Origin of the sequence: Pseudomonas sp. LFS074 (assembly GCF_047978165.1) — a bacterium.
GTDB lineage: Bacteria > Pseudomonadota > Gammaproteobacteria > Pseudomonadales > Pseudomonadaceae > Aquipseudomonas > Aquipseudomonas putida_P.
On record NZ_JBFPFV010000003.1, the window covers coordinates 95,993 to 112,173 of the forward strand.

The following is a 16,181-nucleotide window of genomic DNA, read 5'->3' on the forward strand; positions in this document are numbered from 1 at the left end:
GTAACGCGATCCCTGTAGGAGCGGCTTTAGCCGCGAAGAGGCCGGCACAGGCTGTACTTAAAACTCAAAGGTACTCGACAAACTCACCTGCCGCGCATCTCCAATCGCCACAAAGTACTGGTTCACCGCCGAGCTGTAGTAAACCTTGTCGAACAGGTTCTTCACGTTGAGCTGCAGGCGCACATTGTGTTCATCGAGCTTGGTCTCGTAGCTGGCGAATGCATCCGCCACGGTGTAGGACGGCAGGTCGAAGGTGTTGGTCGAGTTACCCGACCGCTCGCCCACGTAGCGCGCACCCGCACCTACCCTCAGCTTGTCGCCACCGAACAGGCTGCCGAAGTCGTACACAGCCGACAACGAACCAGTGTGCTTGGCTACGTTCTGCAGGCGGTTGCCTTGCAGGTCCGGGTCCTTGGTAACCTTGGCATCCGTGTAGGCATAGCTGCCAATCAAGCTCCAGCGATCAGTCAGCTGGCCGGTCAGGTCAAGTTCCACGCCTCGTGAATTGACTTCACCCGCGTTGCTGTAGACCGTCTCGCTGGTGCTGGCGTCGAAGTTCGAAACCAGGACGTTGCGTTTGGTGATATCGAACAGCGCCAGGGTGCCCGTGATGCGGCCCGGCATATCGAGCTTGGCCCCCAGCTCCCACGACTTGCCCTCTTCCGGGGCTACCGACGAGTCGAGCACGATATTGCCGGTCAGTGGCGCAATGGTGGAGTTTGGCTTGAACGATTCGCTGTAGCTGCCATAGAACGACAGCTGGTCGTCGACCTTGTAGACAATGCCGGCGTGAGGCACCCAGGCCTGGCCACTGATGTCGGTATTGACGTGGAACGGGCGGCCGCGACCGGCGTACTGGTCGTACTGCTGGAAGCGCGCGCCGGCCACCAGGATCCAGTGCTCGTCCAAGTGCAAGGCGTCCTGCACGAACAGCGCATCGGTGCGCAGCTTGTCGGTCTGGTCGCTGTCACTGGCGCGCGCCGTGCTGCCTTCCACTTCCTGACCGTAGACTGGGTCCACATAGCTGAACGTGGACTTGGCCATCTGGCGAATCAGATCACCCCGGAAAATCTTGCGGTCTTCGTGGTCGATGCCGAACAGCAAGTCGTGCTGCATGCCGGCCAAATTCACGTTGCCTGCCAGGCTGACGGTCGCGAACTGGTCACGGCTCATGGCGTTGTGGGTGCCGTCGATGCTGCGTGTCAGCGTGCCTTTTGCTTCGTTGACGGCCGTCACCCGCACCTGGCTGGCATCGTAGGTTTCACGGTTGAAGCTGTAGCCGAAGTGCAGCTTCCAGTCATTGGCCAACTGATGGTCGACTTCCAGGCGATACAAGTCGGAGCGCCCTTCCATGTCGTTGAAGGGCTCGTCCAGACGACGCGTGGCGGGGATGTTCAGCGGGTGGCCGTTGTTGCCGAACGCGGTACCCCGATCGAACGGGTAGAGAAACTCGCGGTGCTCGTAAGCCACCACCACCTGGGTATCTTCGCCCAGCCAGGCCAGCGACGGCGCCACCAGCGATTCGCGGTGCACGCCGTAGTTACGCCAGTAGTCTTCGTCCTCGTGGTCGACGACCAAGCGGTAGGCGAAGTTGCTGTCGCCCAGCGCGCCAGTGCTGTCGAGCCCGCCGCCACTGCCGTTCTTGCCACTGCCGTAGGTCGAGCCACGCACGGTCAGGGCGTTGTACTGCTGCAGTTGCGGGCGCTTGCTGACCACGTTGATCACCCCACCCGGGTCCTGGATGCCGTACAGCAGCGAAGCCGGGCCCTTGAGCACTTCGACCCGCTCGGTGCTGGCGTTGAGGCTGCGGCCCTGCACGATGGGCATGCCATCGCGCATGATCGAGCCATCGCGGTTGTCGCCGAAACCACGCTTCATCACCGTGTCGGACGTGCCACCGAAGTTATTGCCCTGGGTAATGCCGCTGACATTGGCCAGGGCGTCATCGAGGTTACGCGGCGCCTGATCACGGATGACCTGCGCCGGTACCACGTTGATCGCCTGGGGGATGTCCTGGTTAGGGCCCTGCCCGCGCATGATCGAGGCGCTAGCCGGGGGCTGATAGCTGTAGTCATCCAGTTGCGAGGTCACCGTTGTGGCCTGCAGGTTGAGGGCACCGGAGGTGTCGGCAGCTTCGAGGGTGAAGGTGCGTGCATCGACGCGGCGCCAGGCCAGCCCGGAAGTACCCAGCAGCTGTTGCAGGGCCTGTTCGGCGCTGTACCGGCCATTTAGCGCAGGCGCCTGCACGCCTGGTAGCTCAAGGGTGTAGACCACGCTCTGGCCGGTGGTACGACTGAAAGCGTTGAGTGCCTGGGCCAAGGGCTGGGCTGGCTGGGCGAAGGCGTAGGCCTGCTGTTGCTCGGCGGCGCAGGCCAGGGGGGCGACAGCGATGGCAGGCAGCGTAGCAAGGCCTAGCCAGAGAGGGACGCAACGCGGGGAGAACTTCATGGACGCTGACCTGTGAGAGGGATATTACTGCGAATGAATCGCACTTCCACTCATTACACGGATGCCACGTCCTGTTACCTCACCCGCTATCTGAAAAATATTTTCCTGTGCCGACCGCTTCGCCGACAACTACCGAATCAGGGTCAAACGCCCCAACACCGTCTGCCGCGAAAAGCCCATCACATTGCCCAACGAATCCAGCGCCAGCAACGGCTCGGCCACCGGGAAACTGCCGCTGACCTTGCGCTGCCCCAGTTCGCCATCCAGCAGCAGGATGCGCCCTGGGTAATAGCGCCCAAGGTCCTCGAGCACCTGCGCCAGCGGCACCTGGTAGTAGTTCAGCCAGCCTTCCCGCCAGGCCAGGCGGTTATCACTGTCCACCGCCAACGTGTCGCCCGCGCGCCCTGCGCGATAGGCCACCTGCTGGTTGGCAGTCAGTTCACGCACCAACTCGCCCGGAACAGGGCTAACCCCCACGCGCCCACTGCGCACCGTGACCAGCGCCCCCTCACCCTGCTCGCGCACCTCGAACTGGGTACCGAGGACTCGCACCTCTCCACCGGCAGCTTCGACCATGAACGGCTCGCCGGTATGGGTCACCTGGAAGAAGGCTGCGCCATGCAGCAGCCGCACACGGCGCTCGCCCTGGTTGAAATCGACCGCAATGGCGCTACCTGCATCAAGCGTGACCTGCGACTGGTCAGCCAAGGTCACCTGGCGCACCTGCCCGTTACTGCTGTAGTCCGCTTGCAGGTCCTGCAACCAGTAACCCGGGTGCCAACCACCTGCAATACCTAGGGCCAGTACCATGCAGGCTGCCATCGCCAGTGCTGCCACCCGCCGCCACCGGCCACGGGGCGCTGGCCTGGCCATGGCATCGAGGTAGCGGTGCAGGGCTTGCTGTTCTTCGTCGGCCAACCGCTGCGCCGGGGCGGCACTTTTCTGCCACAGCGCCTGCGCCTGTCGGTAGGCTGCACGGTGCCCTGGGTCGGCCAGCAACCAGCGCTTGAACGCCGCCCCTTCGGCTTGTGCGGGCTGCTCGTTGATGCGGCTGAGCCATTGCAGGGCGGCCTGGGATTGCGCCTCGGTGATGGGGGGCATGCTGCTCATCGACGGGCGCTCCCTGGCCGGCGTGGGGTGGGCGCGGGTTCGGCAATACTCGCCTTGCACGCTTCAAGGGCGCGCATCATATGCTTTTCCACAGCACTCTGGGACAGTTGCATGGCTTTGGCGATCTCGCCGTACTTGCAGCCGTGAATGCGGTTGAGCAAAAAGATCTGCCGGGTGCGCTCGGGCAAGGCACGCAAGGCGGCTTCGATTCGCTGCAAGTCGTGGTCGATCTCCACCGCCTGCTCCGGGGCATGGCCCATGGCCGCTTCATCCACCTGCAGAGCAACTTCGGCCACGCGTTCGCGGCTACCCTCGCTGCGCAGGTGGTCGATGGCCAGGTTACCGGCGCACCGCAGCAAGTAGGTGTCCAACGCTTCGACCTTGACCTCGGGGCGGCGCCAGAAGCGTAGAAAAAGCTCCTGGACCAGGTCCGAAGCGGTAGCTCGGCAGCCGACCCTGCGGCTGACCAGCGCCTCCATGCGCGCGCGCTGGGCCTGGAACACCTGGACGAAACGAGCACGCGCACCTGCGCTGTCGGCGTCAGGCTCTATGCTATCGCTCTGCTCGCTCACAGCGTCACACGGCAAACACGGCAAGCAACGGGCCCAGCACCCCACTGGCGGCGGCCAGGCCCAACAGCAGGCGCGGCTGGTATGGCAGGCCAAACACCCACAGCGTCACCCCGGCCATCGTCACCGCCGTCCACTCCACCAGGCCATGAGCCCAGCCACGCAGGTGCACGCTGAGCGCCAACGACAGCATCAGCAGCAGCCAACCCACGACACGCAACAGGCGCAGCTGCCCTGGGCGCGGCTTGCGCCCAAGCAGGTCGCTAAAGTGCTTTTCCATGGCAAGGCAGAGGGCGACGAAGCCTGCGAATGCGATCAGTGCGTTACCCAGCATCAGCTCGCCTCCGCCGTTTCAGTGCTCGGCTTTTTTGCCGCACGCGCGGCGCGCTTGGCTACGGGCTTGGGGCTGCGCAGCATCTTGCTGGCCAGCCAGGCCAGGAACAGGCCAGTGCCCAGCGCAGTCAGGTCGAAGCCGGCCATGGCCCAGTCACCTTCCGGCAGTGAATGGTTCAAACCCCGATCGGTCGTCAGGCCATTGAGCAGCGGCAACAAGGTAAAGGCCAGCGCGCCCAACGCCAGTTGCTCGCCCCAGGCCCTGCGCCCACTGCGCAAAACGGCGTGCACCAGCGACAGCCCCCAGGCGATGAAGAATGCATTGACCTCCCAGTCCGACCTGCCTTCGACACCCATGGGCATCAGCCGGTTGGCCCAGAAAAAGCCCGCCACTGCCAGTAACAGGCCGCTCATGCTGGCAATATTGAGCACCTCGACCAGGCGTAGCTCGCCTGGCATGTGTGCGCTTTTGGCGTGCTTGAGCTGGCGCTTGCCCAACCACATCACCAGCCCGGTGCCGATCACCGCAGTACCGGCCACGCCAAAGAAGAAGTACAACCAGCGCAGCCAGGGCCCGGCGAAGTTACCCATGTGCAACCCGGCGAAACTGAACGCGGTCATCATTGCCCCGCTCTCCGGCTTGCCCTGGCTCAGCAGCGCACCACTGGCGCCATCGAAAGTCCAATTGGCGCTGCGCCGATAAGCCACGTGGTCGGCGGCCGATTGCGTGAAGGTGACGCGGGCATTGCTGTCGCCTGGGTTCTGCACCTGGATGTTGCCAATGCGCGCCCCCGGCTGCAGTGCCTGCACCTTGGCGTACAAACTCGGCAGCGCTACCAGAGGTGTAGCCACCTGGGCAGCCTTGGGCGCATCGTTACGGCCGAACAGGTCATTGAAGTATTTGTCGGTGTCATTGCCGTAACTGGCCATGATGCCTGCCGGCATCACCATGTACATGAACAGCACCAGGCTGCTGTAGCTGATCATCAGGTGAAACGGCAGCACCAATACGCCAATAGCATTGTGCCCATCCAGCCAGGAGCGCTGGCCCTTGCCAGGGCGGAAGGTGAAGAACTCCTTGAAGATCTTCTTGTGGGTGATGATGCCGGTGACCAGCCCCAACAGCATGATGAAAGCGCAGAACGTCGACAGCCAACGGCCAAACGGATGAGGCATCTGCAGCTGGAAATGGAAGCGGTAGAAGAACTCACCACCGCGGCTGTCGCGTGCCTCCACCGGCTGGCCGGTCTGGGTATCGAGGGTTTTGCTGACAAAGCCACGCGGCCCGCCATTGGGGTCGCGGTAGCCCACGCTCAGGGCCGCTTCACGCGCATTGGGCATACGGATGAACCAGGTACCCGAATGCCCGGCATTGTCCTGCAGGTAACGTTGCGCCACCCCCAGGCTGTTGACCGGGTCCAGGGCGTGGCTGCGCACTTCGGGCTGCGACCAGTGAGTGATTTCTTCCTTGAAATACGACAGCGTGCCGGTGAGGAAGATGGCGAACAACAGCCAGCCGAAGATCAAGCCGGTCCAGGTGTGCAGCCAGGCCATGGCCTGGCGGAAGCCTTCTTTCATGGGTTCTGCATCCAGTAGGCAACGCCGCTGATCATGCCCAGCAACAGGCTTGGCGCCAGCACGCCCAACCACGCACGCCAAGCGCTGCGGCAGGCAAAGCACCAGATGAACGCCAGCAGGTAGAAGACGAACGACAGCAGCAGGCCGGTGAGCGTGGCATCCACCTTTGGCATTGGTGCCAGCAAGGCAATGCAGACGCTCGCCAGGGACGCCAGCAAGTAGCCGCCCAGCAGCGCGGCGAGGCTGCGAGAGGTCACGGCCAGGCGATAGCTGAGCGGGAGGCCGGCGGTTTTGCGCGTCATGGCGAAGGTCCGGGCGTTTTCGGGGCTGCAATAATAATGATTTCAATTCTCATAAGCAAAGCCCCAAGACGAGTGACGATTGCCGAGTAGCGCGACCGTCCATATAATGCGAACAATTCTTACTACCAGTTGCGCGATCGAGCGCCGGAGTATCACGGTGCCCAGCGCGCTCTCTTCCACGGTCGAAGGCCTTTACCACGCCCATCACAACTGGCTCACCAGCTGGTTGCGCCGCCGCCTGGGCTGCCCGCAGAGTGCCGCCGACCTGGCCCAGGACACCTACCTGCGCCTGCTGCAGGCCCGCGAAACACCGCAACTGATCGAACCTCGCGCATTTCTCGCCACCGTGGCCAAGCGTGTGTTGTGCAACCACTTCCGCCGCCAGGAGCTGGAGCGCGCCTACTTGCAGGCCCTGGCCCAAATACCGGAAGAAGTGGCACCCAGTGAGGAGCAGAGGGCGATCATCTTCGAGACCCTGCTGGAACTCGACCGCCTGCTGGACGGCCTGCCTCCATTGGTCAAACGTGCCTTCCTGTTGGCCCAGGTCGACGGCCTTGGCCAAGGCGAAATCGCCCGTGAGCTGGGCATTTCCCTGGCCACGGTAAAACGCTACCTGAGCAAGGCAGCCATGCGCTGTTACTTTGCCCTGTGAACGCCTCGTTCTCTGCGCAGGTTGCGGAGCAGGCCGTGCACTGGCTGATCGAATCTCAGGGCGATGACTTCGGCCAGGTACAGCAACTGGCGCTTGAGCATTGGCTCCAGGCCAACCAGGAGCACCAGCGAGCCTGGGCCCATATCCAGCAGGTCAACCAGCGGCTGCGCGGTGTGTCGTCGCCCGTGGTGCATGCAACGCTGCAAGCCCCGCCTTCGCCGGCCAGGCGCCGGGCACTCAAGGCGTTGCTGTTGGTCGGTGTGGCGAGTGCCACCGGGCTTGGCCTGCAACAGCACAATCCGCTGCCTGGGTTGATGGCCGACTACCGTAGCCCGCTCGGCCAGCGTCGGCGCATGCAGCTGGTTGATGGCAGCGTGCTGCAACTCAATACCCGCAGTGCCGCAGACGCGCGCTTCGACAGCCAGCAGCGACAGCTGCGTCTGTTCGAAGGTGAACTGGCATTGCAAGTGGCCAGCGATGCACGGCCATTGCTGTTGCGCACCGCTGAAGGGGCGATGCGCCTGGACAGCGGGCGCTTCAACGTGCGCCAGTTCGACGGTTACAGCCTGGTATCGGTATTCCAGGGGGCTGCCAGCGCGGCTGGGCAGCCACTGCGGGCCGGGCAACAGGCCCGCTTCACCGGCGCCTGGCGATCGGTGACGCCGCTCGACCCTAATGTCGGGGCCTGGGTAGACGGCATGCTGGTGGCGTCGCAGATGCGCCTGGCGGACTTTCTTGCCGAACTTGGGCGCTATCGCCATGGGCAGTTGGGGTGTAGCGAACAGGTTGCCGACTTGCGTATTTCTGGATCGTATCCGCTGGATGACAGTGAACGCATCCTGCAGATGCTGGAGGTGGCGCTACCGGTGCGGGTGCGACGGTTCACCCGGTACTGGGTGACGGTCGAGCCGAAGATCGGGTAGAGCCGTACGTACATTTTTTCAATCAAGTGAGCCATTTTTCCAACCTCGCGTGACAGACATGGCAGAACCCCTCTTTCAGGACCCGACCCATGCCGTTGCGCCACAGCCCGTTCGTCCACGCCCTGCTGCTCACCACTACCCTCGGCCTGGCCACGCCTGCCGCCTATGCCGAAACCCGCAGCTACCATATCGCCGCCGGCTCGCTTGAAGACGCCCTCAACCAGTTTGGCCGCGAAAGCGGGGCGCTGATCTCGTTCGGCTCGCAACTGACCCAAGGCATCCACACTCAAGGCCTGGACGGCCAGTACGACGTGCGACAGGGCCTCGATGCACTGCTGCGCGGCAGCGGCCTGCAGGTGCGGCAGGAAACCGACAACGCCTTCAGCCTGCAGCCCATCGATACCCCCGCTGCGGGTGCGCCGGTCGAGCTCGGTGCTTCCACCGTGGTCGGCGACTGGCTGGCCGAGGCCCGGCAGGACAACGTGTTCGAGCACCCCGGTGCCCGCGACGTAGTGCGTCGCGAGGAATTCGAGCGCAACGGCGCCACCACCGCCCGCGAAGTGCTCAACCGTATCCCCGGTGTCAACGCCCCCGACAACAACGGCACCGGTAGCCACGACCTGGCGCTGAACTTCGGCATCCGTGGCCTCAACCCACGCCTGGCATCGCGCTCCACCGTGCTGATGGACGGCATCCCGGTGCCCTTCGCCCCGTACGGCCAGCCGCAGCTGTCGCTGGCACCGCTGAGCATGGGCAACATGGACGCCGTGGATGTGGTGCGCGGTGACGGCGCGGTGCGCTACGGCCCGCAGAACGTTGGCGGCATCGTCAACTTCGTCACTCGGGCGATCCCTGAACAGGCCACGTTCAAGGCCGCCATGCAGAACCAGATCAGCCCGTCTTCCAGCCACGATGGCTTCAAGAACAGCGCCAACCTGCTGGTCGGCGGCACCAATGCCAACGGCCTGGGCGGCGCCCTGCTGTACTCCGGCACCCGTGGCGGTGATTGGCGCGAACACAGCGACACGCAAATCGACGACCTGATCCTCAAGGGCAAGCTGCAACTGGACGAAGCCAACAGCCTGCACGCCATGGCCCAGTACTACGAGGGTGAAGCCGACATGCCCGGCGGCCTGAGCACTGCCGATTTCGCAGCCGACCCGTACCAGTCGACGCGCCTGAAGGACAAGTTCTGGGGCCGCCGCACCCTGTTCAACTTCGGCTACGACTACAAGCAGGACGACCGCCAGTTCAGCGTCAACAGCTTCTTCACCAAGACCCTGCGCAGCGGTTACCTGGACCAGGGCAGCTTCGTCTCGCTGTCGCCACGCGAGTACTGGGTACGCGGCATCGAAACCCGCTTCTCGCAGGGCCTGGCCCTTGGCGACAGCTGGCACGAGCTGGGCATCGGCTACCGTTACGTCAACGAAGCCGGCCACGAGCTGCGCTTCCGCGAGCCGGTCAATGGCAGCCTGCCGACCACCGCCAGCCGCAATGACCGCGACACCCGTGGCAGCACCGAAGCCCACGCCATCTACCTGGATGACCGCATCGACATCGGCCGCTGGACCATCACCCCCGGTGTGCGCTACGAGATGATCGACTCCGAGCAAAGCAACAAGCTCAACGGCCAGCGCTACCAAGGCAGCTACAACACCGCGCTGCCGGCGCTGAACGTGATGTACCACCTGACCGACAGCTGGAACCTGTACGCCAACACCGAGGGCTCGTTCGGCAGCGTGCAGTACAGCCAGATGCCCAACCGGGTCAGCAGCGGCGAAGTGAAACCGGAAAAGGCGCGTACCTGGGAAGTGGGTACCCGTTATGACAATGGTGACCTGCAGGCCGAGATTGGCGCGTTCCTGATCAATTTCGACAACCAGTACGAAAGCAACCAGACCAACGACTCGGTGATCGCCCGCGGCGAAACTCGCCACCAGGGCATCGAGACCAGCGTGCGCTACGCGCTCGACGGCCTGAGCCCCGCCCTGGCCGGTTTCGATGTGCATGCCAGCTATGCGTTCGTCGACGCCACTATCCGCGAGGACGGGCCGAACAAAGGCAACCAGGTGCCGTTCTCGTCACGCCACAAGGGCAACCTGGGCGTGGGCTACACCGATGGCCCTTGGCAGCTGAACCTGGACGGCAGCTTCCAGAGCAGCCAGTACGCAGACAACGCCAACACCAGCACCGAAAGCGCCGACGGCAGCACCGGGCGCATTCCGGGCTACATGCTGGTCAGCACCCGCGCCGGGTACGACTTTGGCCCGCAGCTGTCGAACCTGAAAGTGGCGGTTGGGGTGAAGAATCTGTTCAACCGCGAGTACTACACGCGCTCTTACGATGACAACAACAAAGGGAAGTACGTGGGTGAGCCGCGTACCTTGTATGTGCAGACGTCGGTGGAATTCTGATCGACTGCAAATGGGGGGCCGCTTTGCCGCCCCATTTGCAACAAGACATTTATTTTCAAAAAGGGCTTGAATTCGTTTCGTGGTTGCCTGACCTTAGAGTCAAGAGGCGCAGAAATTCCAAGGGTCTCAAGGGCCTAGGCGCGCCTCCATGCGAGCAAGCTGAATAAGGATTGAATCATGCAAATCCAGGTCAACAGCAGCAACCATTTCGAAGGCAACGCCCGGCTTGATCAGTGGGTCCGCAGCACACTGCAGAACTCGCTGGAACGTTACGAAGAAGACCTCACCCGTATCGAGGTTCACCTGCGCGACGAGAACGGCGCCAAGCCCGGACCGCATGACAAACGCTGCCAGATGGAGGCTCGCCCCAAAGGCCACCAACCGATTTCGGTGACCCACACCGCCACTTCGCTGGACCAGGCAGTGGACGGTGCAGCCACCAAGCTCAGCCACGCGCTGGAACACTTCTACGGCAAGCTGCGCAGCAAGCGCGGCGCCCTGGAACTGAGTGACCCAGACGCCTGATTGGCAATGCAAAACGCCCGGCCTAGAGCCGGGCGTTTTTATTTGCAGCGATCAACGGCACTGAACCAACCCGCCGTTTTGCCAGTCAACTTCTGCACTCATTCGCTGCAGAAGCCTGAACATGAACAACCCATTCGAACTCATCAGTGCCGCATTTGCCCCCGAATACCGGGTCAACCTGAGCATCGAAAACCTCGATGGCAGCATCATGCTGACCCTGTCCGACGACGCAGGCGTGGTCGCCAAGCGCCTCATCACCCAGGCCCAGCGCAACGACCCGGTGCGCCTGCAGCGGGTAATCGACAGCATCCGCCTGGGCCTGGCCATCGAACTCAGCCAGAACCCCATGCAGGTGCTGGCCGCATTGACCCGCGATGCCCGCCACCACCCACGCCATGTCGTGGCCAACTGAGGGCTACTTGCCCTCCTCCACTTCCTTGCCGTTGGCATCCAGCACCTTGGTCGAGGGGTAGCGGTACGAGGCGTAGCGCACCACCAGAATCGAGAAGGCCAGCAACAAGATGCCGCCGCACAGGTACAACAGCCCTTCGTCCGGCGCCTTGTGGTGCGAGACATCGCCGATCAGCAGACGGGTCAGCGCGGTAATCGCCACGTACAACAGGAAGCGGATCGGCATGTGGTTGGTCTTGAAGTAGATACCGACCATCGCCCCCAGCTCCAGGTAGATGAACAGCAGCAGGATGTCATCGACACTGACCCCACCCTTGCCAAGCATGTCCAGGAAGGTCACCACTGCCGCATAGGCGGTAATCGCGCCAATGCCGAACAGCGCCAGGTAATGGAAGGCCTCGACGCACAGGTTGCCCAGCGAGTCCGCCGAGCCGTGCAGGCCCTTGCGCAGCTTTTCTGCCCACTTGATGTTCACGATGTTCCATTCCCCGATACGTCTTTAAGGATGATGCGTCACCGATGTGACGCTTGTGCCATGCAGTTAAAGGGCCAGGCCCTTGGCTTGGAAGGCGACCGATTGCCGCAAGGCACCTGTGTACTAGGCTTTTGCCGTGAGAATCTGGTTGCGTGGTGATGGCAAATGCCATTACTGTATATAGATACAGTAACCAGCAACACAACCAGCAAAAAGGCATAGAGGTGATGAATGGCCGTCGAAGTGGTGTACCGCAGCAGCCGCGACCCGGAGCGCTTGTTCATGGATAAGGCCGAAGCAGACCGTCACGACAAGATGCTCGAACTGGCCGAGCGCCTGGCCGAAGTGCTGCACAAGGCAGTGCCGTCGCTGAGCGAGCAACAGGTCGAGGAAGCCGGTATCTACATGGCCAAGAACCGCGATGTGTTCGCTCGGGCCTTCAAAAGCCAGCCGGATGCCCTGGCCGAGTTGCTAGAGGGTGGCGCTGCCGAGTGATAGCGACGTTGCTGCTTCGCGGGTAAACCCGCGAAGAGGCCAGTAGAGCCAACATCAACAGTCAGCCGTAGAGCAACCGCTCCGCCAACATCTGCGCCACCCGCGCCGGCGAACGTTTTTCCGCCTGCGCATGGCCAAACACTTCGGTCAGCCGTGACGGTATCCGCGCCAGGTGCGCGGTGATGGTGCCCAGGTCCTCGCCACGATGGGTCAGCGCCACGTAGATCAGCCCACCGGCATTGATAACGTAGTCAGGCGCATACAGTATCCCCCGCGACTCCAGCTGGTCTGCCACCTGCAAGGTGGTCAGCTGGTTGTTGGCCGCCCCCGCCACTGCCGCGCAACGCAGTTGCATCACGCTCTGCCCGTTCAGCACCGGCCCCACACCGCAGGGGGCGAAGATGTCGCAAGGGGTACTGATCAGTGCATCGTTGGTCACAGGCTTGGCATCGAACTGTTCCATCGCCAGCCGCACCCGCCCGGGGTCCAGGTCGCTGACCAGCAGTTCCGCGCCCACCGCATGCAGTTGCTCGGCCAGTGCATAACCGACATTACCCAACCCCTGCACCGCCACCCGCAGGCCCCTGAGGTCATCGCTGCCCAGGCGGAACGAGGTCGTGGCGCGGATGCCAGCGAACACCCCCATCGCCGCATGCGGCGAAGGGTCGCCCGAGGCAGTGGTGCTGGTCACATGGGGAGTACTCTGGGCGATGCAGTCCATGTCCAGGGTCGAGGTGCCGCTGTCCACGGCGATGATGAAGCGCCCATGCAAGGTATCGATGAAGCGGCCAAAGGCCTCGAACAGCGCGGCACGGTTTTCCACGTGCGGGTTGCGCATGATCACCGCCTTGCCGCCACCTAGCGGCAAGCCGGCCAATGCCGCCTTGTAGCTCATACCTTGGGCCAGGCGAATGGCGTCGGTCATGGCACTTTCGTCATCGGCGTAAGGCAGGTAGCGGCAACCGCCCATGGCCGGGCCCAGGTGCTCACTGTGGATCGCCACCACCGCCTTAAGGCCCGTAGGTGGGTCGTTGAACAAATGCAGTGACTGGGTCCGGGTACTTTGCATCAGTGCGAACATCGACAGGCTCCCCCACGAGGTGCTCCTTCCAGTATAGGCACGGCCCCGGCATTGACGCCGCCGCCGGACCACTGGACGAAACCACGCGTCACAGCTAATACTCAAACGTGTGTGGAGATGCCCCATGAAGCCACGTCAAGCCTGCCTGGCCTGCCTGGAACGCGAGCCTGTCGCCCTGCTGGAAGCCGCATTGTGGATTGCCGCCGAGCACGATCGTAGTGTCGAGCCCGCGGCCAGCCTTGCCACCCTGAACGAGCTGCAGCGCGAGATAAGCGCCAACCTGCCGATGCTGCCAGTGTGCGAACTGGCCCAGCCACTGCTGCGCCAACTGATTGCGCTGGGCTTTCAGCAGGATGAATACCACCCGTTACGCCCGCATGCGGCGATGATGGACAAAGTACTGCAGCGCCGCCGCGGCCAACCGCTGACCCTGGCCATTCTTTCCCTGGAGCTGGCCCGGCGCTTGTCCATACCGCTGGAGGGCGTGGGCTTTCCTGGCCATTTCTTGCTGCGCGTGCCGGGTGCCGACCACCTGCTCGACCCCTGTGGCGGTCGGCGCTTGTACCCGAGTGACTGCCGCGAACTGCTGGCACGCCAGTTTGGCCCGCATGTGGCGCTGACGGCAGAGCACATGCGCAGCGCTACGCCGCTGCAGATGCTGCAACGCCTGTCGCGCAACCTGCGTCAACTGCACATCAGCAACGATGACCACCTGGCCGCGTTGATCGACGCCGAGCGGGTCATGCAGTTGGGCCCGGTGCAAGTCAGCGATTACGTGACCCGCGCTTCGCTCTACCAACAACTGGATTGCCCGCAGGCCGAGCGCTTCGACCTGGAGCATGCGTTGCTGCTGACGGAAGACCCGGTCCAGCGCCTGAAGCTGTCCGAGCGAATCGGCAAGCTTCCGGCGGCAAACCGTTCACTTCACTGAGCCGGGCTGTCCGGCTGCTGGGCGGGGTGGGCCTTGGCGAACGCCGGGTGCGCGGCCGCCAGTGCGGCAACCCGCAGGATGCGCGGGAAGCTGTCGAGGTCGATGTTGAAGCGCTCGGCCGCATACAACTGCGGGATCAGGTACACATCCGCCAACCCAGGCGTATCGCCAAAGCAGAAGCCGTGATCGCCAATCAGTCGCTCCACTGCTGCCAGCCCCTGGCTTATCCAGTAACCGATCCACTGATTGACCTGCCCTTCGTCCTGACCCGCCTGGCGCAGCCGGTTGAGCACGCTGACGTTGTGCAACGGGTGAATGTCGCAGCCGATGATTGCCGCCACACCACGCACCTTTGCCCTTTCCACGGCCGTGGTCGGTAGCAACGCAGGTTGTGGATAAACCTCTTCCAGGTACTCGATGATGGCTGGCGACTGCACCAGCAACTCACCGCCGTCAGTGCGCAAGGCTGGCACGCGGCCCTGCGGGTTGACGGCGGTATAGTCCGCACCGCGCTGCTCCCCCTGCAGCAGGTTGACTGGCAGGGACTGGTAAGCCAGCCCCTTCAATGCCAAGGCAATGCGCACCCGGTAGGACGAGGTGGAACGGTAATAGGTGTACAGCTCCATGCCCCTGCCTCCTTAGTTGGCCGCGATGACCGTGCCACGGCATTCGCCGAAGCCGATGCTGGCTACGCCGTCACGCGTGCAGCGGGCACGCAGGATAATTTCGTCGCCGTCTTCGAGGAACTTGCGCACCTCGCCGCTGGCCAGCTCAATCGGCAGCTTGCCGCCTTCGGTGATCTCCAGCAGGCTGCCGAACGAACCCGGCGTAGCACCCGACAGCGTGCCCGAACCGAACAGGTCGCCCGGCTGCAGCTGGCAGCCGTTGACGCTGTGGTGCGCCACCAACTGCGCCACGGTCCAGTACATGCTGCGGGTGTTGCTCAGGGTCAGGCGGTGCGGGGCAACACCTTGCTCGCGCATGCGCTCGGTCAGCAGCAACACTTCGAGTTCAATATCGAATGCACCGGCGGCCTGGTCACGCTTGTCCAGCAGGTACGACAGCGGCTGCGGGTCGCCTTCCGGGCGTGCAGGCTGGGCGCAGCGGAACGGCTCCAGCGCTTCGGCGGTAACCACCCAGGGCGATATGCTGGTGATGAAACTCTTGGACAGGAACGGCCCCAATGGCTGGTATTCCCATGCCTGGATATCGCGCGCCGACCAGTCGTTGAGCAGGCACAGGCCCGCTACGTGTTCGGCGGCATCGCCAACCGGGATCGCCTGGCCCATGTCATTGCCCTGGCCAATCCAGATGCCCAGTTCCAGTTCGTAGTCCAGGCGTGCGCATGGGCCGAAACTTGGCTCGGTGTGCCCAGCCGGGAGGGTCTGGCCTTTTGGCCGGCGTACATCGGTGCCGGACGGGCGAATGGTCGAGGCACGGCCGTGATAACCGATCGGCACATATTTGTAGTTGGGCAGCAGCGGGTTGTCGGGGCGGAAAAGCTTGCCCACGTTCTTGGCGTGCTCGATGCCTACGTAGAAGTCGGTGTAGTCCCCGACCTGCGCTGGCACATGCAGTTGGCAGTCGCTGGCTGGATACAGTGCCGGCTGCAGAGCAGCCTGGTGCTCGCTGTGCTCGCCAAGCAGCACCTGCAGACGCTCGCGCAGGGCGACACGGGCGCTGCGGCCCAATGCGAAGTAAGCGTTCAGTGCCCCACCCCGAGTAGCCTCGACGGCGGCCTTGGCTTCCCCCGCGAACAGGCCGGCGGCCAACACCGCTTCCAGGTCGAGGATCGCGTCGCCGATGGCCACGCCACAGCGCCGGGCTTCACCCGGCCGGCTGAAGATGCCCAATGGCAGGTTCTGCAGCGGGAAGTCGCTGTGCCCGTTGGCGTGCTCGACCCAGCTACGGGCATTGGCAGTGTGGTTCATCGG

At 63.5% G+C, this 16,181-nt stretch carries 17 protein-coding genes; 7 read left to right on the forward strand and 10 right to left on the reverse strand.

Annotated features, from left to right (window positions below):
• Positions 1-57 precede the first annotated feature (57 nt).
• The 6 genes from ACNQP3_RS24385 to ACNQP3_RS24410 all read right to left on the reverse strand — a co-directional run bounded on the left by ACNQP3_RS24385 (position 58) and on the right by ACNQP3_RS24410 (position 6,340).
• The gene (locus ACNQP3_RS24385) at positions 58-2,448 is read right to left on the reverse strand and encodes a TonB-dependent siderophore receptor (RefSeq protein WP_264316539.1); all 2,391 of its coding nucleotides are present in this window, start codon (positions 2,446-2,448) and stop codon (positions 58-60) included.
• A 129-nt stretch (positions 2,449-2,577) separates the two neighbouring features.
• Positions 2,578-3,558, reverse strand: a complete 981-nt coding sequence (locus tag ACNQP3_RS24390; protein WP_264316540.1) for a FecR family protein — start codon at positions 3,556-3,558, stop codon at positions 2,578-2,580.
• Positions 3,555-4,130, reverse strand: coding sequence for an RNA polymerase sigma factor (locus tag ACNQP3_RS24395; RefSeq protein ID WP_012274128.1), 576 nt, complete (start codon positions 4,128-4,130; stop codon positions 3,555-3,557). The genes ACNQP3_RS24390 and ACNQP3_RS24395 overlap by 4 nt, the downstream gene beginning before the upstream one ends.
• 4 nt (positions 4,131-4,134) lie before the next feature.
• The gene (locus ACNQP3_RS24400) at positions 4,135-4,461 is read right to left on the reverse strand and encodes a DUF3325 domain-containing protein (RefSeq protein ID WP_012274129.1); all 327 of its coding nucleotides are present in this window, start codon (positions 4,459-4,461) and stop codon (positions 4,135-4,137) included.
• Positions 4,461-6,038, reverse strand: a complete 1,578-nt coding sequence (locus tag ACNQP3_RS24405; RefSeq protein WP_060493270.1) for a PepSY-associated TM helix domain-containing protein — start codon at positions 6,036-6,038, stop codon at positions 4,461-4,463. The genes ACNQP3_RS24400 and ACNQP3_RS24405 overlap by 1 nt, the downstream gene beginning before the upstream one ends.
• Positions 6,035-6,340 (reverse strand): DUF3649 domain-containing protein, encoded by a 306-nt coding sequence (locus ACNQP3_RS24410; protein WP_012274131.1) that lies wholly within the window; start codon positions 6,338-6,340, stop codon positions 6,035-6,037. The genes ACNQP3_RS24405 and ACNQP3_RS24410 overlap by 4 nt, the downstream gene beginning before the upstream one ends.
• A 106-nt stretch (positions 6,341-6,446) precedes the next feature.
• On the opposite strand from ACNQP3_RS24410, the gene ACNQP3_RS24415 reads away from it, so the two are divergent.
• The 5 genes from ACNQP3_RS24415 (at position 6,447) to ACNQP3_RS24435 (ending at position 11,266) form a co-directional block, all read left to right on the forward strand.
• Positions 6,447-6,992 (forward strand): sigma-70 family RNA polymerase sigma factor, encoded by a 546-nt coding sequence (locus ACNQP3_RS24415; protein WP_256213757.1) that lies wholly within the window; start codon positions 6,447-6,449, stop codon positions 6,990-6,992.
• Positions 6,989-7,915 carry a FecR domain-containing protein gene (locus ACNQP3_RS24420; RefSeq protein WP_264316541.1) on the forward strand — a complete coding sequence of 309 codons (927 nt, stop codon included), beginning with the start codon at positions 6,989-6,991 and terminating at the stop codon, positions 7,913-7,915. Before ACNQP3_RS24415 ends, ACNQP3_RS24420 begins: the two co-directional genes overlap by 4 nt.
• Before the next feature lie 89 nt (positions 7,916-8,004).
• Positions 8,005-10,329 carry a TonB-dependent Fe(3+) dicitrate receptor FecA gene (gene fecA, locus ACNQP3_RS24425; protein ID WP_264316542.1) on the forward strand — a complete coding sequence of 775 codons (2,325 nt, stop codon included), beginning with the start codon at positions 8,005-8,007 and terminating at the stop codon, positions 10,327-10,329.
• Positions 10,330-10,506: 177 nt separating this feature from the next.
• The gene (locus tag ACNQP3_RS24430; RefSeq protein ID WP_012274135.1) at positions 10,507-10,854 is read left to right on the forward strand and encodes an HPF/RaiA family ribosome-associated protein; all 348 of its coding nucleotides are present in this window, start codon (positions 10,507-10,509) and stop codon (positions 10,852-10,854) included.
• A 121-nt stretch (positions 10,855-10,975) separates the two neighbouring features.
• Complete coding sequence (locus ACNQP3_RS24435; RefSeq protein WP_012274136.1) at positions 10,976-11,266, forward strand: DUF3509 domain-containing protein; 291 nt, start codon at positions 10,976-10,978, stop codon at positions 11,264-11,266.
• A 3-nt stretch (positions 11,267-11,269) separates the two neighbouring features.
• Here the strand turns inward: ACNQP3_RS24435 and ACNQP3_RS24440 are convergent, their stop codons facing one another.
• Positions 11,270-11,740, reverse strand: a complete 471-nt coding sequence (locus ACNQP3_RS24440; protein WP_012274137.1) for a phosphate-starvation-inducible protein PsiE — start codon at positions 11,738-11,740, stop codon at positions 11,270-11,272.
• Between the two features lie 231 nt (positions 11,741-11,971).
• Between ACNQP3_RS24440 and ACNQP3_RS24445 the strand changes: the two genes are divergently transcribed.
• A complete protein-coding gene (locus tag ACNQP3_RS24445) occupies positions 11,972-12,235 on the forward strand; it encodes a YebG family protein (RefSeq protein WP_012274138.1) in 264 nt (87 codons plus the stop codon).
• Between the two features lie 61 nt (positions 12,236-12,296).
• On the opposite strand, the gene ACNQP3_RS24450 is transcribed toward ACNQP3_RS24445, so the two are convergent.
• Entirely contained in the window at positions 12,297-13,316 is a 1,020-nt protein-coding gene (locus ACNQP3_RS24450; protein ID WP_012274139.1) for a Leu/Phe/Val dehydrogenase, read from the reverse strand.
• Positions 13,317-13,440: 124 nt separating this feature from the next.
• On the opposite strand from ACNQP3_RS24450, the gene ACNQP3_RS24455 reads away from it, so the two are divergent.
• Positions 13,441-14,247, forward strand: a complete 807-nt coding sequence (locus tag ACNQP3_RS24455) for a SirB1 family protein (RefSeq protein ID WP_012274140.1) — start codon at positions 13,441-13,443, stop codon at positions 14,245-14,247.
• Here ACNQP3_RS24455 and maiA read toward each other — a convergent pair.
• Both maiA and fahA read right to left on the reverse strand, forming a co-directional pair.
• Positions 14,241-14,873, reverse strand: a complete 633-nt coding sequence (gene maiA, locus ACNQP3_RS24460; RefSeq protein WP_264316543.1) for a maleylacetoacetate isomerase — start codon at positions 14,871-14,873, stop codon at positions 14,241-14,243. The genes ACNQP3_RS24455 and maiA overlap by 7 nt on opposite strands.
• 12 nt (positions 14,874-14,885) lie before the next feature.
• Positions 14,886-16,178 (reverse strand): fumarylacetoacetase, encoded by a 1,293-nt coding sequence (fahA, locus tag ACNQP3_RS24465; protein WP_012274142.1) that lies wholly within the window; start codon positions 16,176-16,178, stop codon positions 14,886-14,888.
• Positions 16,179-16,181 lie beyond the last annotated feature (3 nt).